The organism is Amycolatopsis sp. NPDC043889 (genome assembly GCF_056435645.1).
The window spans coordinates 99,490-116,096 of the sequence record NZ_JBWKEC010000014.1; the positions used below are offsets into that span (position 1 = coordinate 99,490).

The 16,607-nt window shown below is 68.5% G+C and carries 20 protein-coding genes; 7 read left to right on the forward strand and 13 right to left on the reverse strand.

The genetic code is table 11. From position 1 onward, the window contains the following. The first annotated feature begins 90 nt into the window (after positions 1-90). Entirely contained in the window at positions 91-1,140 is a 1,050-nt protein-coding gene (locus tag AC0685_RS24635) for an NAD(P)H-dependent flavin oxidoreductase (RefSeq protein ID WP_478227681.1), read from the forward strand. Here the strand turns inward: AC0685_RS24635 and AC0685_RS24640 are convergent. From AC0685_RS24640 to AC0685_RS24650, 3 genes are all read right to left on the reverse strand, one after another. Beyond that, a complete protein-coding gene (locus tag AC0685_RS24640; protein WP_478227682.1) occupies positions 1,115-2,590 on the reverse strand; it encodes an amino acid permease in 1,476 nt (491 codons plus the stop codon). The two genes, AC0685_RS24635 and AC0685_RS24640, sit on opposite strands and share 26 nt — an antisense overlap. 79 nt (positions 2,591-2,669) lie before the next feature. Then, complete coding sequence (locus AC0685_RS24645) at positions 2,670-3,713, reverse strand: alpha/beta hydrolase (protein WP_478227683.1); 1,044 nt, start codon at positions 3,711-3,713, stop codon at positions 2,670-2,672. Between the two features lie 171 nt (positions 3,714-3,884). Beyond that, positions 3,885-4,862 (reverse strand): zinc-binding dehydrogenase, encoded by a 978-nt coding sequence (locus AC0685_RS24650; RefSeq protein WP_478227684.1) that lies wholly within the window; start codon positions 4,860-4,862, stop codon positions 3,885-3,887. 59 nt (positions 4,863-4,921) lie between these two features. Here AC0685_RS24650 and AC0685_RS24655 point away from each other — a divergent pair, with 59 nt between their 5' ends. Genes AC0685_RS24655 through AC0685_RS24665 form a run of 3 tightly spaced genes read left to right on the forward strand, consistent with a single transcriptional unit; the run spans position 4,922 to position 5,969 of the window. Beyond that, positions 4,922-5,125 (forward strand): hypothetical protein, encoded by a 204-nt coding sequence (locus tag AC0685_RS24655; protein ID WP_340685474.1) that lies wholly within the window; start codon positions 4,922-4,924, stop codon positions 5,123-5,125. Positions 5,126-5,136: 11 nt separating this feature from the next. Further along, positions 5,137-5,616: a guanyl-specific ribonuclease gene (locus tag AC0685_RS24660; RefSeq protein ID WP_478227685.1), complete on the forward strand. Its 480-nt coding sequence runs from the start codon at positions 5,137-5,139 to the stop codon at positions 5,614-5,616. After that, positions 5,613-5,969 (forward strand): barstar family protein, encoded by a 357-nt coding sequence (locus tag AC0685_RS24665; protein ID WP_478227686.1) that lies wholly within the window; start codon positions 5,613-5,615, stop codon positions 5,967-5,969. Before AC0685_RS24660 ends, AC0685_RS24665 begins: the two co-directional genes overlap by 4 nt. On the opposite strand, the gene AC0685_RS24670 is transcribed toward AC0685_RS24665, so the two are convergent. From AC0685_RS24670 to AC0685_RS24715, 10 genes are all read right to left on the reverse strand, one after another. Next, positions 5,966-6,739 (reverse strand): enoyl-CoA hydratase-related protein, encoded by a 774-nt coding sequence (locus tag AC0685_RS24670; RefSeq protein WP_478227687.1) that lies wholly within the window; start codon positions 6,737-6,739, stop codon positions 5,966-5,968. The genes AC0685_RS24665 and AC0685_RS24670 overlap by 4 nt on opposite strands. A gap of 79 nt (positions 6,740-6,818) precedes the next feature. Next, on the reverse strand, positions 6,819-7,442 hold the full coding sequence (locus AC0685_RS24675) for a cyclase (RefSeq protein ID WP_478227688.1): 624 nt from the start codon (positions 7,440-7,442) through the stop codon (positions 6,819-6,821). A gap of 194 nt (positions 7,443-7,636) precedes the next feature. After that, positions 7,637-8,374, reverse strand: coding sequence for a sirohydrochlorin chelatase (locus tag AC0685_RS24680; RefSeq protein WP_478227689.1), 738 nt, complete (start codon positions 8,372-8,374; stop codon positions 7,637-7,639). Between the two features lie 83 nt (positions 8,375-8,457). Beyond that, the gene (locus AC0685_RS24685) at positions 8,458-9,720 is read right to left on the reverse strand and encodes a sulfate adenylyltransferase subunit 1 (RefSeq protein ID WP_478227690.1); all 1,263 of its coding nucleotides are present in this window, start codon (positions 9,718-9,720) and stop codon (positions 8,458-8,460) included. Then, positions 9,720-10,640 carry a sulfate adenylyltransferase subunit CysD gene (gene cysD, locus AC0685_RS24690; protein WP_478227691.1) on the reverse strand — a complete coding sequence of 307 codons (921 nt, stop codon included), beginning with the start codon at positions 10,638-10,640 and terminating at the stop codon, positions 9,720-9,722. The genes AC0685_RS24685 and cysD overlap by 1 nt, the downstream gene beginning before the upstream one ends. 11 nt (positions 10,641-10,651) lie before the next feature. Next, positions 10,652-11,347, reverse strand: coding sequence for a phosphoadenylyl-sulfate reductase (locus AC0685_RS24695; protein WP_192745816.1), 696 nt, complete (start codon positions 11,345-11,347; stop codon positions 10,652-10,654). Next, positions 11,344-11,496, reverse strand: coding sequence for an eL43 family ribosomal protein (locus AC0685_RS24700; RefSeq protein ID WP_007034818.1), 153 nt, complete (start codon positions 11,494-11,496; stop codon positions 11,344-11,346). Before AC0685_RS24700 ends, AC0685_RS24695 begins: the two co-directional genes overlap by 4 nt. Continuing rightward, complete coding sequence (locus AC0685_RS24705) at positions 11,493-13,187, reverse strand: nitrite/sulfite reductase (protein WP_478227692.1); 1,695 nt, start codon at positions 13,185-13,187, stop codon at positions 11,493-11,495. The genes AC0685_RS24700 and AC0685_RS24705 overlap by 4 nt, the downstream gene beginning before the upstream one ends. Before the next feature lie 36 nt (positions 13,188-13,223). Continuing rightward, positions 13,224-13,310, reverse strand: a complete 87-nt coding sequence (locus AC0685_RS24710; RefSeq protein WP_360907593.1) for a putative leader peptide — start codon at positions 13,308-13,310, stop codon at positions 13,224-13,226. A 153-nt stretch (positions 13,311-13,463) separates the two neighbouring features. After that, a complete protein-coding gene (locus tag AC0685_RS24715) occupies positions 13,464-14,036 on the reverse strand; it encodes a TetR/AcrR family transcriptional regulator (RefSeq protein ID WP_125676199.1) in 573 nt (190 codons plus the stop codon). An 83-nt stretch (positions 14,037-14,119) separates the two neighbouring features. Between AC0685_RS24715 and AC0685_RS24720 the strand changes: the two genes are divergently transcribed. From AC0685_RS24720 to hemW, 3 genes are all read left to right on the forward strand, one after another. Continuing rightward, positions 14,120-14,533 (forward strand): VOC family protein, encoded by a 414-nt coding sequence (locus AC0685_RS24720; protein ID WP_126729537.1) that lies wholly within the window; start codon positions 14,120-14,122, stop codon positions 14,531-14,533. An 85-nt stretch (positions 14,534-14,618) separates the two neighbouring features. Then, the gene (locus AC0685_RS24725) at positions 14,619-14,975 is read left to right on the forward strand and encodes a hypothetical protein (protein ID WP_478227693.1); all 357 of its coding nucleotides are present in this window, start codon (positions 14,619-14,621) and stop codon (positions 14,973-14,975) included. Between the two features lie 65 nt (positions 14,976-15,040). Next, a complete protein-coding gene (gene hemW, locus AC0685_RS24730) occupies positions 15,041-16,255 on the forward strand; it encodes a radical SAM family heme chaperone HemW (RefSeq protein WP_478227694.1) in 1,215 nt (404 codons plus the stop codon). Positions 16,256-16,607: the final 352 nt, after the last annotated feature.

The following is a 16,607-nucleotide window of genomic DNA, read 5'->3' on the forward strand; positions in this document are numbered from 1 at the left end:
GGCGTCAAAGGTCTAGACCACCAAGAGGGAATCTCGGAGTGACTCGAACGTCACATTCCGTGTCGCCACGAGGGGTCTATCGTCGGAAACGTGTTCGAAGATCTGCGTTTTCCCGTGATCGCGGCCCCGATGGCGGGCGGGCCGACCACTCCCGAGCTCGTGGCCGCGGTGACCGCGGCGGGAGGATTCGGCTTCCTGGCCGGGGGCTATCTGAGCGCCGACGCCCTCTCGGACCGGATCGCGAAGACGGCCGCGCTGACCGGCGAGCCGTTCGGCGTGAACCTCTTCGTCTCAGGTGGCGCCGCTGAGGCGGATCTCGGCGCGCATGTCGAGCGCTGGCGCGCGGAGGCCGAACGTCACGGTGTCGAACCCGGCGAGCCGCGCTGGGACGACGATGCCTACGCCGCGAAGCTCGAGGTCGTCCTTGAGCGGAAGGTGCCGGTCGTCTCGTTCACCTTCGGCGCACCTTCGCCCGAGGATGTCGAACGCTTGCACGCCAACGGGAGCAGGGTGGCTGTCACTGTCACCAGTCCGGCGGAGGCCGATCAGGCCGTGGCTGTCGGCGCGGACGCCCTCGTGGTCCAGGGATTCGAGGCCGGAGCGCATCGAGGGCTTTTCGCTGACGAGCCCGGTGCCGAAGGCGGGGGCGCGCAGTACGGCGTCCTCAGCCTGCTCCGCCTCGTCTCGGCACGAACGGATTTGCCGCTCATCGCGACGGGCGGGCTGGTGCACGGCGGCGATATCGCGGCGGTGCTGGTGGCGGGGGCCGTCGCGGCACAGCTGGGCACCGCTTTCCTGCGGGCGGACGAGGCCGGGACGCAGCCCGCGCACCGGCAGGCGCTCGCGGACGGAGGAAGGCCGACGGCGTTCACCAGGGCGTTCAGCGGGCGTCCCGCCCGGTCACTGGTCAACCGCGTGGTCGCGGACTTCTCGGCCACGGCGCCGTCGGCGTATCCGGAGGTCAACAACCTGACCAAACCGATTCGCGCGGCGGCGGGCAAGGCGGGCGACCCCGAGATCATGTCCCTCTACGCGGGGCAGACCTACGAACTCGCGGGCTCCGGCCCGGTGGCGTCGATCGTCGAACGCCTCCAGACCGAAGCCCGCGAAGCCGCTACGCGTTTGAGTCGTCTCCGCTGACATGCTTCGCGTCGCCGTTGTCCGCGTTCATCGCGGAGTGGCGGCGGCTGTAGGCGAAGTAGATGATCAGGCCGATGCCGAACCAGGCGGCGAACCGCAGCCAGGTCTCCGGGTTCAGGAACGTGATCAGCCAGATCGAGAAGACGACGCCGATGATCGGCACGATCGGCATGCCCGGCGTCTTGAACGTGCGGGGCAGGTCGGGCTGTTTGTAGCGCAGGACGATCACCGCGATGCAGACGACGACGAAGGCGAGCAGGATGCCGATGTTCGTCAGTTCCGCGGCCTCGCCGATGGGCAGCAGCCCGGCGATGATCGCCGACGCGATGCCGAGCACCCAGGTCATCCGGCTCGGCACCTTGCGGACCGGGTGGGTCTTGCTGAACCACTTGGGCAGCAGGCCGTCGCGGCTCATCGAGTAGCCGACCCGGCTCGCGCCCATGAGGAAGGTGAACAGCACCGTGGTGATACCGATGATCGCGCCGACGGCGATGATCAGGCCGAGCCACTTCATGCCGAGGCCGGCGAAGGCGCTGGAGAAGGCGGCCTCGCTGTCGATGTCCTTGTAGTTGACCATCCCGGTCAGGACCAGGCAGGCGAGCACATAGAGCACCATCGAGATGGCGAGCGAGTAGATGATCGCCTTCGGCATGTGCTTCTGGGAGTCGGTCGACTCCTCGGCCGCGGTGGACATGGCGTCGTAACCGAAGACCGCGAAGAACACGGTCGCCGCGCCGGTGAACGCGCCACTGAGGCCGAACGGGAAGAAGTTCGAGTAGTTCTCGGTGTTGATGTGGAAGACGCCGACGACGATGACCAGCAGGACCAGGCCGACCTTCAGGTAGACCAGCAGCGTTTCGAACCGGGCCGCGTTCTTCATGCCCTGGTTGAGGATGAAGGCGATCAGCAGGCACAGCAGCACGGCGAACAGGTTGATCTTGTAGGACCCCGGTGCGACATCGCCCGTTTCGGTGCCCGGAGCGCCCAGCATCCACGTCGGGAGCTCGATGTTGAGGTAGCCCAGCAGTTCGTTGAAGTAGCCGGAGATGCCGATCGCGACCACCGCCACGATCGCGGTGTACTCCAGCAGCAGATCCCAGCCGATGAACCAGCCGACGATCTCGCCCAGCACGGTGTAGCCGTAGGTGTAGGCCGACCCGGCGCGGGGGATCAGCCCGGCGAACTCGGCGTAGGAGAACGCGGCCGCGGCGCTGGCGATACCCGCGATGAGGAACGAGATGAGCACGGCGGGTCCGGCCGTCTTGTTCGCGACCGCGCCGGCCAGGGAGAAGATCCCCGCACCGATGATGCCGCCGACGCCGATCGCGGTGAGCTGTCGCAGGCCGAGCGTGCGCTGGAGCCCTCCGCCCCCGCTGAGTTCTTGGATCTGATCGATCGGTTTACGGCGGAAAATCCCGGATCCCGAGCCCAGGCTGCGCGGTGCGGACATCGTCGTCTCCCAACAGGTTGTGCCCTTCGGACTGGGTCACAGTCCGAAGGGCACCGTAGCGGGAGTCGGGACATCGCACCTATCCGGCGACGGTGTCCTCGCTCACTTCGGCGGCCACGCGAGCGGCGATCTTCGACGGCCTGGACGCGCCGGCGGAGAAGTAGGTCAGCAGCTCGGAGATCTCGACGGGGTCGTCCAGCTGGGGGCAGTGGCCCCAGTCCCCGCGCACCATCAGCCTGCTGTGCGGGACCAGCGCATGCAGCTGGCGCCCGGAGGCTGCGCTGACCAGCTTGTCCTTGCCGCAGACGACCACCAGGAGCGGGACCCGGATTTCCTCGAGCCGGTACGCGTTCGCCAGCTCTTCGACGAGTTGCCTCGCCTGTTCGAGCCGGGTGGTGGTGGACCGGTAGTCCGGGAACAGCGAGGTGAACCGGCGGACCTGAGCGGCGTCCGCGACGGAGGAGTCGGCGTACAGCAGCCGGGGGACGACCTGCTCGGCGACGGCGCGCACGAGGAAACCGGGAATCGGCAGCGGCAGGGCCGAGTACATCCGGAGCGGCAGCGGGTATCGGGCCACGGTGCGGATGAGCCAGCTGTCCACGAAACCGGGTGCGGCGATCGAGACCACGCCCGCGACCGGCAGGCGATGGTTCTCGGCGGCCCGGAGGCTCATCGTGCCGCCGAGCGAGTTGCCGGCGAGCGCCACCGTGCCGAGTACCGCCTGCTCCTTGACCACGGCCGCGGTGAACGCGTCCAGCTGCGGGAGCATCGGGCCCGGCCGCAGTGGCTGAGCGTCACCGAATCCGGGCAGATCGACCGCGACCGCCGGAACACCGGCGGCCGCGAGCAGCTCCAGAACCGGGCGCCAGGTGTCGGCGCTGTCGCAATAGCCGTGCAGCAGCACCAGCCTCGGCGCCGTCGGCTTGACCTGTCCGCGCGCGGTGGCCCGCTTACCGAGCACCCGCCGTGGGGCGCGGTCGGTGGACTCCACCGGCTGCGGCCCGACTTCGAGCACTCTGGTGCGGACACCGGCGTAGCGCCGGAACGAGACGCGGATCGGGTCGGTGTCGGTGGTGGTCCGGCCCCCCGGGTCCGCCGGTTCGGGCCGCTGCGATGCGGTCATCCTTCAAGGCTAACCGCGAGAGGTCGGATTTTGGTCGAACTTTGGTCGTGAAAAGCTCCCCGAGTCATAACGTTCTTGACACTTGACAAGACTGCGAAATGACTGTTTGACCTGCGCGGAACACGCGGACGTGCGCCTGTGTGCGCGTTCCATCGTGGCGCGGAGGAGGGCTCACCCCTCCGATGAATGCGTGAAGACCACCTTGCCGGAGGTTTCCCCGTCGAGCATGTTCTTAAACCCGGTTTCGGCCTCCGCGAACGGCAGTTCGGCGCCGATCCGCGGACGCACCCCCGTGAGTTCCAGGTAAGCGAGAAGATCGTTCAGTTCGTCCCTGGTCCCCATGGTCGAACCCGCGATACGCAGTTGCAGAAAGAACACGCGTTGCAACTCCGCGTGAGCATCCGGTCCGCTGGTCGAGCCGGAAACGACGATGATCCCGCCCGGTTTGAGCGACTTCACCGAATGCGACCAGGTCGCCTTCCCGACGGTTTCGAAGACGGCGTCGACCCGCTCCGGCAGTCGCGCGCCGGACTCAAAGGTCTGATGTGCGCCCAGATTCTCGGCCAGCGCACGCTTTTCCTCGCTACGCCCGGTCACCCAGACCCGGAACCCGGCCGCGCGCCCGAGTTGGACGAGGGCGGTCGAGACGCCGCCGGAGGCGCCTTGCACGAGCATCGTCTGCCCCGGTCGCAGCCCGGACTTCACGAACAGCATCCGATACGCGGTCAGCCACGCCGTGCCCATGGTCGCGGCTTCCGCGAAGGTCAGGCTCGACGGCTTCGGCACGACGTTGCGGGCCGGAACCACGACCTGCTCGGCGAAAGTGCCTTGGTACTTCTCGGTGAGCAGGGTGCGCTTCGGGTCGAGAGTGTCGTCGCCCTGCCAGCCCGGGGCGTTGATCACCGAGTGGACGACGACCTCGGTGCCGTCGTCGAGGGTGCCCGCGCCGTCGCAACCCAGGATCATCGGGAACTGCTCTGGTTTGATGCCGACGCCGCGCAACGTCCACAGGTCGTGCATGTTGAGGCTGGCTGCCTTGACGTTGACCCGCACCCAGCCTTCGGGCACGTCGGGCTCGGGTCGCTCGCCGATCACCAGCGAGTCCAGCGGCTTTTCGGCGTTGGGTTCGGATGCGTAGACGGCGAACATGTCAGCAACCTACATGGCCTGACCGGCGGTGGCAGTGGGTGCGAGCGTAGGCTCACATCGTGTTCAACGGGCTCGCAGACTGGTGGGACGGCGTCGAGCTGTGGCTCGCGCAGGCCCCGTTTCCCGTGCAGTTCGTACTGGTCATGGCGGTCGTCGTGCCGCTGTGCCTGGTCGCGGCCTGGGTGCTCGACTCGGTGTTCGGAAAGGTCGCCCGGCTCTTCGGCACGGCCCGCGATGCGAACGACCCCGACCGGCCGTCCTAAGCTGGCACACCATGTTCAACCGTAGGCGGATCACCGCCGCCCTGATCGGCCTGATCGTGCTGGTGCTCGCAGGCTGGTTCGTCAAGGACGGCATCAGTGGTGACGACACGAAGAGCGCTCCGGCGAGCTCGTCCGCTTCGGCCGCGCCTTCGGGCGACGCCGCGGCGAGCCAGGCGAAGGGCGAGGTCGCGGGCGCGGAGTCGGGTCTCCCGGTCAAACCGCTCACCGGACTTCCCCCGCAGGCGTCCGACACCTGGAAGCTCATCCAGGCGGGTGGGCCGTACCCGTATCCGCGCAACGACGACGTCACCTTCCAGAACCGGGAGAAGGTCCTGCCCGCCAAGGGGTCCGGCTACTACCGGGAGTACACGGTCAAGACGCCGGGCAGCCCCGATCGCGGGGCCAGGCGGCTGGTGACCGGTAGCGGCAAGGAGCTGTACTACACCGACGACCACTACAAGTCCTTCGTCGTAGTGGATCCCAGCCGATGAGCGCGGGCAAGGAAGCGGCGGACAAGGCGTTCGCCCGCGGCGCGTATCCGCATCTGATCGACGGCGCGCGGACGGTCGACAAGGACACGACGCTCGACGCGATCGCGGAGGCGCTGTCGTTCCCTGATTACTTCGGGAAGAATCTCGACGCGCTCTACGACTGCCTCACCGACCTGTCGTGGCTCCCGGTCGGCGAGCACGTGCTGATCTGGTCCGGTTCCTCGGGCCTCAGGGAGCGCGATCCCAAGGCGTACCTGGCCGTCCGCAGCGTGCTTTCCGACGCGCAGCGGGCGCTGGGGCCCTCCGGTGCCCGGAAGGACTCCCGGCGCCTCACTGTCGTCTTGCCGGATTAGGCCTCCGGGACCCAGTTCGGCTTGCGCTTCTGCGCGAAGGCCGTGATGCCCTCCTGGCCTTCTTCGCTCGCGAAGAACCCGGCGGACAGCTTGTTCATGGCCTCGAAGCCTTCGGACGGTGTCGCCGGGCGAGGCTTGCTGAGCAGTTCCTTCGTGGCCGCGAGCGCCTTCGGCCCGCCGAGGGCGAGTGCCTTGACGTAGCGGGCGACCTCGCCGTCGAGTTCGTCGGCGGGGACGGCGGAGTTCAACAGGCCGATCTCGACGGCGCGATTCGCGTCGAAGGTGTCACCGGTCAAGAAGAGCTCGTGCGCGGCGCGGGCGTTGAGCCGCGGCAGCACGGTGAGCGAGATGACGGCGGGCACGACGCCGATCCGCACCTCGGAAAAGGCGAAGGTCGCTTCGTGGACGGCCACGGCGATGTCGGTCGCGGCCACCATGCCGATACCGCCCGCCCGCGCGGGGCCCGCCAGCTTGGCCACGACAGGTTTGGGGCTGGTCCACAGCTGCTCGAGGATCTTCGGGAACTCGTTGACGCCCTGGGCGCCCGCACCGGCGCCGCGGGCCTCTTTGAGATCCATTCCCGCGCAGAACACCGGACCGGTGTGGGTGAGCACGATGACCCGCACCGCGTCGTCCGCCCGTGCCTTGTCCAGCGATTCGCTCAGTTCACGCCGCAGCTGGGCGGAGAGCGCGTTGCGGTTGTGCGGGGAGTCCAAGGTGATCGTGGCGGTGCCGCCCACCACGTCGTAGTGCACCAGTTCGTCAGCCATGCCTCACCTTCGCATGGGCGAAGACAGGCAGGGCAGTGGCCTGCGCCACCATCTCCACCGACGGTGGCGCAGGCACTGGTCAGCCGATCGTCGTCGTGGTGAAGGTCGGGCTCGGATTCGGGAAACAGGCGGTCGGGGCGGAGACGTCGAAACCGGCGCTGACCACGGCGGTGAACGTCAGGCCCGGGTCGCTGTAGCTGGTCCCGCCCAGTTTCGTCTCGATGGTGCCGGACGAGCCCGCGGTGAGGTGCGCGGTCACGGTCGGCAGTTCGAACGTCGAGCCGCCCGCGATCGGGCCGGGGAAGCTCAGCGTCGCGACGCTGCCGGAGACGGTGATCTTCGGCGGGGTCGAGCCGATGCCGGAGCCGCCGGCGAGGTCGGCGCCCACCCAGGTCGAGTTCGCCGGGATCGGGATCTTCAGTGAGAAGTCCTTGATGTTCTTGACCTGGTAGCCGCTGACTTCGGCCGGGACCGTGTTCGGCGCCGGATCGATGACGACGTCGAGCGCGGCGCCGGGGGCGACCGTGGCCGGAGCGGTGACGTCGGCGTCCTGGTTCAGCTTGAGGTACTTGTTGCCGACGAGCGGCGGCTTCGCCTCGCAGTCGAAGACGACGGTGGTCGCCGCGGAAGCCGGTGCGGCGAGCCCGACGAGCGGGACGAGCGCGGCCGAGGCGCAGACCAGGGCACGGATGGCAGCCTTCATGTTCCACCTACCTGGGGGTTCGATGGGGAGAGAGGGAGCTGCGCAGCGTTTAGAGAGTTACCGGCAAGTTAAGTAACTCGTCAAGAAATCTCCGTTCCCATACGCGGGGTGTCACGGAACTGGGAACGGAACCCACCGAAAATCGGTATCAAGCATCCGAACGGGACGCGCCGCTCTACTGCGCCGATGAATGATCAGGCGGCGAGCCGGGAGGCGGCGACGTCGTAGCGGTCCAGGACGAGCCTGGCGATCCGCGGATCCGGCCCCAGCGGCCCGGCGACGATCACCGACGGGTCGGCTTCGCGGGCCAGCCGCGCGATCCGGTCCGGCAGCAGCCCTGGCGCGAGGAACCAGCCCGCGACCGCGAGCCGCTGTGCGCCGTTGAGGCGCAGCCGTGCGATGGCGGCCGGCACGTCCGGCTGCGCGGCGCTGGCGAAGGCGGGCGTCGCGAGCAATCCGCGGCGCAGGTGCCAGCGGGTGGTGATCCCGGCGACCGCGTCGTTCGCCGCGACGTTCGACGAGCCGACGCCCGCCAGCAGGACACCCAGCCCGGGGTCGTCGAGCTCGGCGCCCGCCTCGGTGAGCCGGTCCAGCGCGACCGTCTCGATGAGCGGATCGATCCCCAGCACCCCGGAAACCCGCACGTCGAGGCCCGGGCAGTCCGCGGTCACCTCGGCGACGAGCGCGGGCAGGTCGACCCGGGCGTGGTACGCGACGCCGAGCAGCAGGGGCACCACGACGACCTCGCGGTGTCCCTCGGCGTAGAGGCCGCGCAGGGCGTCGGTGAGCAACGGCTCCGAGAGATCCAAAAAGGACTCGCGGATATCGAGGCCCGGCGCCAGCCCACGGGAGACGCCGAGCAGGGCGCGGATGGTCGCGGCGGACCGCGGGTCGCGGCTGCCGTGGGCGACGGCGAGGAGGGGTGGGGTCATGCGAACCTTTCGCCGACGAGTGCGGATGGTCGCGGCGGACCGCGGGTCGCGGCTGCCGTGGGCGACGGCGAGGAGGGGTGGGGTCATGCGAACCTTTCGCCGACGAGTCCGGCCGCCAGTGTATCGCCGTCCTTCGGGTCGATGACCAGGAAAGCGCCCGTCCGCGGGCTGACGCCGTAGTCGTCGACGCCGATCTCCTCCGCCAGCCGGAGCGTGACCCGGCCGATGTCGTTGAGTTCCAACGTGCCCGGGTCGTCCACACTGGACAAGGTCTGCTCGTCGAACCGTGCGTGGAGCTCGCCGACGAGGGCCTGCACCGTCCGCGTCCCGTGCTTCACCAGCACCCGCGCGCCCGGTTTCAGCGCCTTGGCCGAGAGCCAGCACAACGTCGCGGTGATCTCGTCGGTCACCGTCGGCTGCCGGTCGGCGGCGGCGATCAGGTCGCCTCGCGAGATGTCGACATCGTCGGTGAGCAACAGGGTCACCGAGGTACCGGCGCCGGCTTCGGCGAGCGGCCCGTCGGCGGTGTCGATGCCCTCCACCCGGCTGCGGATTCCCTGCGGGAGCACGACGATCTCGTCACCGGGCCGGACTGTGCCCGCCGCGATCTGCCCCGCGTACCCGCGGTAGTCGGGGTGGTCGGCAGTGCGCGGCCGGATCACGTACTGCACCGGGAAGCGGAACGCCGAATCGTGCGGATCCGGCGCCACCGGCACGGTTTCCAGGTGCTCCAGCAGGGTCGGGCCGGAGTACCACGGGGTCTTGTCCGACTTCTCCGCCACGTTGTCGCCCACCAGCGCCGAAACCGGCACCGCGAGCACGGAGCCCCGTTCGTAGCCCAGGGACGCGGCGTGCTCGGCGAACTCCTCGGCGATCACGGTGAACGTCGCTTCGTCGTAGCCGACGAGGTCGATCTTGTTGACCGCCAGCACCAGGTTCGGGACGCCGAGCAGGGCGAGTACGGCGGCGTGACGGCGGGTCTGCTCGATGACGCCCTTGCGCGCGTCGACCAGCAGCACGGCCAGCTGCGCGGTCGATGCCCCGGTCACCGTGTTCCGCGTGTACTGCACGTGGCCGGGCGTGTCCGCGAGCACGAAACTGCGCCTGGGCGTCGCGAAGTACCGGTACGCCACGTCGATCGTGATGCCCTGCTCGCGTTCCGAGCGCAGGCCGTCCACGAGCAGGGAGAGGTCCGGAGTGGACAGTCCTTTGTCGACACTGGCGCGGGTGACCGCATCCAGCTGGTCGGCGAGGACGGATTTGGTGTCGTACAGGAGCCGCCCGACCAGGGTCGACTTCCCGTCGTCCACGCTGCCCGCGGTCGCGAGCCTGAGGAGGCTGGACATCAGAAGTACCCTTCCCGCTTGCGGTCTTCCATCGCCGCCTCCGACATCCGGTCGTCGGCGCGGGTGGCGCCGCGCTCGGTGAGCCGGGAGGCCGAAACCTCGGCGATGACCTCGTCCACCGTGGCGGCGGTCGATTCGATGGCGCCCGTGCACGAACCGTCGCCGACGGTCCGGTAGCGCACGGTCAGTTCCTTGACGACCTCGTCCGGCCGCGGCCCGCCCCATGGGCCTTCGGTCAGCCACATGCCGTCGCGCTGATAGACCTCGCGCCGGTGCGCGTAGTAGATCGACGGCAGCTCGACCTTCTCCCGCGCGATGTAGTTCCAGACGTCCGCCTCGGTCCAGTTGGACAGCGGGAAGACGCGGACCTGCTCGCCGGGACGGTGACGGCCGTTGTAGAGGTTCCACAGTTCGGGGCGCTGCCGTCGCGGCTCCCACTGGCCGAAAGCGTTGCGCAGACTGAAGATCCGCTCCTTGGCGCGAGCGCGCTCCTCGTCGCGGCGCCCGCCGCCGAAGACCGCGTCGAACTTGTTCTCGGCGATCGTGTCGAGCAGCGGCGTGGTCTGCAGCGGGTTGCGCATCCCGTCGGCGCGCTCTTCGAGCCTGCCGTCGTCGATCCAGTCCTGGACCTTCGCCACCACCAGCCGCAGCCCGTGCCGCTCGACGACGCGGTCGCGGAAGTCGATGACCTCGTCGAAGTTGTGCCCGGTGTCCACGTGCAGCAACGGGAACGGCACCGGAGCGGGCCAGAACGCCTTGATCGCCAGGTGCAGCAGGAGCGTCGAGTCCTTGCCGCCGGAGAACAGGATCACCGGCCGGTCGAACTCACCCGCCACCTCGCGGAAGATGTGGATGGCCTCGGATTCCAGTGCGGCGAGGTTGTCCTGCGCCGCATCTGTGGCCGGTACGAGCGTGGTCATTTCGTCCCTTCTCACCCGTGGAGGCCGCATTCGGTCTTGCCCTGCCCGGCCCAGCGGCCGCTGCGCGGGTCCTGGCCCGGGGCGACCTTGGCGGTGCACGGCGCGCAGCCGATCGACAGATAACCGATGGACACCAACGGGTTCTCGAGAATCCCGTGCTCGTCGATGTAGTCCCTGAACTCGTCGTCGGACCACGGCGCGATCGGGTTGATCTTCACCAGCCCGTTGCGGTCGTCCCAGGTGACGATGGGGGTGTTCGCGCGGGTCGGCGCGTCGACGCGGCGGACGCCGGTCACCCACGCCGAGTACTTCGCGAGCGTATTCCGCAGCGGCACGACCTTGCGCAGGTGACAGCACTGGTTCGGGTCGCGCTCGTGCAGCTTCGGGCCGTACTCGGCGTCCTGTTCGGCGACGCTCTGTTCGGCCTCGGCGTTGACTATCCGCACGCCCGGGTACACCGCCTGCACCGCGTCACGGGTGCCGATGGTCTCCGGGAAGTGGTAGCCGGTCTGCAGGAACAGCACGTCGACGTCGGGTTTGACCTGGGTGGCCAGATCGATGAGGACGGCGTCCTGCATGTTGGAGGCGACGATGAAGTCGTCACCGAAGGTCTCCGCGGTCCAGCGGAGAGCTTCGGTCGCGGTCGCCTCCGCGAGCTCCTTCGAAGCCCGTTCGGCGAGCGTCTTGTAGTCGGCCGTGGCGGTCATCCTTGCGACACCTCCGGAAAGGACAGTCCGAGGAACTTCACGGTGAAGACCCGGCGGCAGCCCGAGCACAGCCACGAGCCGCCCTCTTCGGGCCGCAGGTCTTCATCGCCACAGAAAGGGCAGTGGTACGGGGTCGCGCGCTCGGTCATTGCAAGACGCTCTCGTCGGCCCGCAGGACCCACTGGGCGAACCGCTCGCCGGGTTCGCGGCCGGCGATGTACGCCCGCACGACCCGTTCGACGTACGCGGTCAGCTCCGACGCGGTCACTTTGTGCCCGCGCAGTTTCCGGCCGAATCCGGCGTCGAGGCCGAGCCCACCGCCGAGGTGCACCTGGAAGCCTTCGACCTGCTTGCCGTCCTCGTCGGTGACGATCTGGCCCTTGAGCCCGATGTCGGCGGTCTGGACGCGGGCGCACGAGTTGGGGCAGCCGTTGAGGTGCACGGTCACCGGGTTCTCGATCTCTGCTTGGATGTCGGCGAGACGCTTTTCCAGTTCGGTGACCAGTTCGATCGCGCGGGCCTTGGTCTCGACGATCGCGAGTTTGCAGAATTCCAGGCCGGTGCAGGCCATGATCCCGCGGCGCCACGGCGAAGGCTCGGTCTCCAAGCCGAGATCGGCCAGCTCGCTCTTCAGCCCGTTCACCTCGGCCTCGGGGACGTCGAGGACCACGAGCTTCTGGTGCGGGGTCAGGCGGACGCGGTTCGACCCGGCCCGCTCGGCGGCCTTCGCGACGGCCAGCAGGGTGGCGCCGGAGACGCGGCCCGCGACCGGCGCGGCGCCCACGTAGAACTTCCCGTCGATCTGCGGGTGCACGCCGACGTGGTCGATCTGGGCGGCGGGCACCTCGGGTGCCGGGCCGTCGGTCAGCTTGCGCTTGAGGTACTCGTCTTCCAGAACCTGGCGGAACTTCGCGGCGCCCCAGTCCTTCACCAGGAACTTGATCCGGGCGCGGGCGCGGAGCCGCCGGTAGCCGTAGTCGCGGAAGACGCTGATCACGCCTTCCCACACGTCGGGGACCTCGTCGAGGGAGACCCAGGCGCCCAGCCGCTGCCCGATCATCGGGTTGGTGGACAGCCCGCCACCGACCCAGACGTCGAAGCCGGGGCCGTGCTCGGGATGGTTCACGCCGACGAAGGCGACGTCGTTGATCTCGTGCGCGACGTCCTGCTGCCCGGAGACCGCGGTCTTGAACTTGCGCGGCAGGTTCGAGTAGCGCGGGTCGCCGATGTAGCGGCGTTTGATCTCGTCGATCGCGGGGGTGCCGTCGATGATCTCGTCGGCGGCGATGCCCGCGACGGGGGAGCCGAGGATGACGCGCGGGCTGTCGCCGCACGCCTCCAGCGTGGTCATCCCGGCCTTTTCGAGCTTCGCCCAGATCGTCGGGACGTCTTCGATCTGGATCCAGTGGTACTGGATGTTCTGCCGGTCGGTGATGTCGGCGGTGTCGCGCGCGTGGGTCTGCGAGATCTCGGCGAGCACGGCGAGCTGGTCGGTGGTCAGCGCGCCGCCGTCGAGCCGCACCCGCAGCATGAAGTAGCGGTCGTCGAGCTCTTCGGGTTCCAGCGTCGCGGTGCGGCCGCCGTCGATCCCCGGCTTGCGCTGGGTGTAGAGACCGAACCAGCGAAACCGGCCGCGGAGGTCACCCGGGTCGATCGAATCGAAGCCGCCGCGGGCGTAGATGTTCTCGATCCGCGCACGGACGTTGAGCGGGTTGTCGTCCTTTTTGGACCGCTCGTTGGGGTTCAGGGGTTCGCGATACCCCAGTGCCCACTGTCCCTCGCCCCGTTTCTGTTTCACCCGGGGCGTGCGGGCAGGGGTCTCGCGCGTGGGCGACGACATGGGAGTCCTCCGGCAGATCGTGGTGGTGGCGGGGAGTCAGCGGTTCGTCGCACAGAGCGCGCTCGCCACGCGACGGAGGTCCACGTGGCGGCGTGCCACGAGGGTGATTCCGGCGCGGGTCATTGATTCAGCGTGCCACGCGCCCACTATGTGGTCCAGGCCGGTCCGAATGCTGGGAACACCGCCCGGATTCAGCTGTTTCTGCTGGTCAAAGGTCTGCTTGAAGGTCAAGTCCCGGGTTCGCGGCCGGGCATTGTGACGCAGAACGCGCGCTCCTCACGACGGGAGAACGCGGTCCACGATGATCCGGATGACCTCCTCGTCGGTGACGTCCGCGAGTACCTCCGGCAGGGTCAGTCGTTCGACGGTGAGCCCGGTCAACGCGAGGTACATCAGCAGGACCTCGGGGCGCCCGCCCGGCATCCCCGCCGCGATATGCCAGTCGACGCTCATGTCGATGCCCTCGCGGATGGTCTTGGTCAGCTCTGCCGAGAGATCCGGGCGCCGGGTGGCTTCGAGCCGGAGTTCGAGGAGGGCGAGGTAGGGCTCGCGGTGGGCGGTCAGCCGTCCCATGAGCTCGCCGAGCAGGACGCCGACCCGGTCGTGGGACGGCGACTCGGCCTGCGGGTTCGCCATCACGTCCGCCGGTGCCGACAGTCGCTCGTGCACGCGGACGCCGACCTCGCCGAGCAGTTGATCCCGGTTCCGGAAGTAGTTCGACGTCGTTCCTGGCGGGACGTCCGCTTCGACGTCCACGGCGCGGTAGGTGAGCCCGCGCGCGCCCTCGCGGGCGAGGACGGTGATGGCGGCGTCGGTCAGCGCGGTCCTGCGCTCCGGGTTCTGTCGCATCGGGACATTCTCCTTGCCTCAGTCAAACCACTATGTCTATAGTACTACGCATCAAGTGGTTTAGAACTGGGAGGAAACACCAGATGCAACTCAGCGGTTTCGGTGCCTGTGTGCTCGTCGACGACATCGCCGAGACCACCGCCTGGTGGAAGCGGCACATGCAGTTGACGGTGACGATCGAGCTCGACTGGTTCTCCAGCCTCAACGTCGGCGTCCCCGGCTACGAAATGAGCTTCGCCAAGCGTGGTCACAAGGCCACGCCGGAGCCGTGGCGAGCGCAGGAAGCGGCCGGCTCCATGGTCGGTTTCATGGTCGACGACGCGGCGGCCGAGTACGAGCGGCTGCGCGAGGAGGGAGTCAAGATCGTCACCGAGCTCGTGGATGAGGAGTTCGGCCAGCGGCACTTCTACATCGAGGACCTCAATGGCTTCCTGATCGACATCATCGAGGTGATCCCGCCGTCGCCGGAATGGCTGGCCGCGAACGGGTTGGCCTAGTACCGCTTCGGGTGAGTGAGGCCGCGCGAGGCCGCCGACGCCGCTAGCTTCGATCTCCGATCCACAGAGGACGGAGGAGTTGCGCATGCGCCGATGGGTGGTCGCCGCGATGGTGCTGGCGTCCCTGCTGATCCCCGGTACCGCTTCCGGGGCTCAGCAGGGTTGCAGGCTGATCTCGCCTGACGAGGGGGCGGTGCTGCACAAGGGTGACTCGTACCGGTTCGAGGCGGTCGGCTGCTCGCCGAACGTCCGGGGACACCTGGCCCATACGGTGCTGGTCGAGGTCGCCATGAGCCGCGACGTCGTCGCGGACGACGACGGCGAGTGGTCGCTCGACCACGTGGTCAACGACTACTCGCTGAGCATGGAGACCCTCGTCTGGGTGCGGTTCGAGGACGGCACCCGCTCCACGTCGGTCAAGGTGCGCATCGCCGACAGATAGCGCTTCGGTGTGAAGGCCTCTTTCCCCGGGGAAGGAGGCCTTCACTGCGTGGGGGACACTGGGGTGTGCCCGCGTTGCTGCCCGAAACCACCACACCCGTCGAGTCCGCGCTCCCCGAGAGCGCGCTGGAAGGGCTCGGCACGCGACCGTTCGGTGTCTACGTGCACGTCCCCTTCTGCGCGACCCGCTGCGGCTATTGCGACTTCAACACCTACACCGCCGGAGAGCTGGAGAGCGGTTCGTCGCCGCAGTCCTGGCTCGAAGGCCTCAAGCGCGAGTTCGACCTGGCCGCGCGCGTGCTGGGGAAGCCGCCCGCGGTCGACACCGTCTTCGTCGGCGGCGGCACCCCGTCCCTGCTCGGCGCCGACGGGCTCCGAAGCGTTCTCGACGCCGTCCGTGACACCTTCGGGCTCGCGCCGGACGCCGAGGTGACTACGGAGTCCAATCCCGAGTCCACCTCGCCCGAGTTCTTCGCGGGGATCCGAGACGCCGGGTACAACCGGATCTCGCTCGGGATGCAATCGGCCGCGCAGCACGTGCTGAAGATCCTCGACCGCGTGCACACTCCGGGCCGTCCGGTCGCGGCCGCCGAAGAGGCCCGCGCCGCGGGGTTCGAGCACGTCAACCTCGACGTCATCTACGGCACGCCGGGGGAGCGGACCGAGGACCTCCAGGCTTCGCTGGACGCGGTGCTGGCCGCCGGGGTCGACCACGTCTCGGCGTACGCGCTGATCGTCGAAGAGGGCACCGCGCTCGCCCGCCGCATCCGTCGTGGCGAACTGCCCGCGCCGGACGACGACGTGCTGGCCGCCGACTACGAGATGATCGACCGTGTCCTCGCTTCGGCGGGGTTGCGCTGGTACGAGGTGTCCAACTGGGCGACCTCGGAGGAAGCCCGCTGCCGGCACAACATCGGCTACTGGCGCGGCGGCGACTGGTGGGGCGCCGGGCCCGGCGCGCACAGCCACGTCGGCGGCGTCCGGTGGTGGAACGTCAAGCACCCGGCCCGCTACGCCGCGTCCCTCGCGGCCGGGGAATCGCCTGCCGCGGGCCGCGAACTGCTGACCGAAGAGGACCGGCATCTGGAACGCGTGATGCTGGAACTCCGGCTGTCCGAAGGGCTGCCGCTCGACGCGCTCGACGACGACGGCCGGGCCGAAGCCCGCGCCGCCGCCGCCGAAGGACTGCTGGATCAGTCCGCTTTGGACCGTCAGGGACGTGCGGTGCTGACCGATCGCGGGCGGTTGCTGGCGGACGGTCTGGTGCGCCGGCTCACCTGAGTGGCGGGCAGGTCTGTTGCGGCACGAAGTCCGTGAAGGCCTCCTTCGTTACCTTGAGAGTAGGGAAGGAGGCCTTCGCGGACACGCCACCTTTGCTGACTTCAAGGTGGGAGAAGCGGTCTTCGTGGTGTGGTGGTTCTGGACTGGCCGGCAGGAGTTGGCTGTGTCTTGAGTGTCCACAAGGGACACATTCCGGCGGTGGAATGTCTGTTTGTTGACTAGATGTGCGGTTTCGACAAGGGTCGTGAGTGGTAAGTGGTGTTCTGATCCTCTTTATCACTAACGACCCCCTTGTGAAGCCGTGCAAATCGCCTAGATCGGCACTTTCACCGCGAAAAGTGTCCTTTATGGA

What these genes read in the sequence shown, in the direction of transcription:
- AC0685_RS24640 (WP_478227682.1), bottom strand. Translation starts at nt 2,590, where the DNA reads ATGTCCGCACCGCGCAGCCTGGGCTCGGGATCCGGGATTTTCCGCCGT.
- AC0685_RS24645 (WP_478227683.1), bottom strand. Translation starts at nt 3,713, where the DNA reads ATGACCGCATCGCAGCGGCCCGAACCGGCGGACCCGGGGGGCCGGACC.
- AC0685_RS24650 (WP_478227684.1), bottom strand. Translation starts at nt 4,862, where the DNA reads ATGTTCGCCGTCTACGCATCCGAACCCAACGCCGAAAAGCCGCTGGAC.
- AC0685_RS24660 (WP_478227685.1), top strand. Translation starts at nt 5,137, where the DNA reads ATGTTCAACCGTAGGCGGATCACCGCCGCCCTGATCGGCCTGATCGTG.
- AC0685_RS24665 (WP_478227686.1), top strand. Translation starts at nt 5,613, where the DNA reads ATGAGCGCGGGCAAGGAAGCGGCGGACAAGGCGTTCGCCCGCGGCGCG.
- AC0685_RS24670 (WP_478227687.1), bottom strand. Translation starts at nt 6,739, where the DNA reads ATGGCTGACGAACTGGTGCACTACGACGTGGTGGGCGGCACCGCCACG.
- AC0685_RS24675 (WP_478227688.1), bottom strand. Translation starts at nt 7,442, where the DNA reads ATGAAGGCTGCCATCCGTGCCCTGGTCTGCGCCTCGGCCGCGCTCGTC.
- AC0685_RS24680 (WP_478227689.1), bottom strand. Translation starts at nt 8,374, where the DNA reads ATGACCCCACCCCTCCTCGCCGTCGCCCACGGCAGCCGCGACCCGCGG.
- AC0685_RS24685 (WP_478227690.1), bottom strand. Translation starts at nt 9,720, where the DNA reads ATGTCCAGCCTCCTCAGGCTCGCGACCGCGGGCAGCGTGGACGACGGG.
- cysD (WP_478227691.1), bottom strand. Translation starts at nt 10,640, where the DNA reads ATGACCACGCTCGTACCGGCCACAGATGCGGCGCAGGACAACCTCGCC.
- AC0685_RS24695 (WP_192745816.1), bottom strand. Translation starts at nt 11,347, where the DNA reads ATGACCGCCACGGCCGACTACAAGACGCTCGCCGAACGGGCTTCGAAG.
- AC0685_RS24700 (WP_007034818.1), bottom strand. Translation starts at nt 11,496, where the DNA reads ATGACCGAGCGCGCGACCCCGTACCACTGCCCTTTCTGTGGCGATGAA.
- AC0685_RS24705 (WP_478227692.1), bottom strand. Translation starts at nt 13,187, where the DNA reads ATGTCGTCGCCCACGCGCGAGACCCCTGCCCGCACGCCCCGGGTGAAA.
- AC0685_RS24710 (WP_360907593.1), bottom strand. Translation starts at nt 13,310, where the DNA reads ATGACCCGCGCCGGAATCACCCTCGTGGCACGCCGCCACGTGGACCTC.
- AC0685_RS24715 (WP_125676199.1), bottom strand. Translation starts at nt 14,036, where the DNA reads ATGCGACAGAACCCGGAGCGCAGGACCGCGCTGACCGACGCCGCCATC.
- AC0685_RS24720 (WP_126729537.1), top strand. Translation starts at nt 14,120, where the DNA reads ATGCAACTCAGCGGTTTCGGTGCCTGTGTGCTCGTCGACGACATCGCC.
- AC0685_RS24725 (WP_478227693.1), top strand. Translation starts at nt 14,619, where the DNA reads ATGCGCCGATGGGTGGTCGCCGCGATGGTGCTGGCGTCCCTGCTGATC.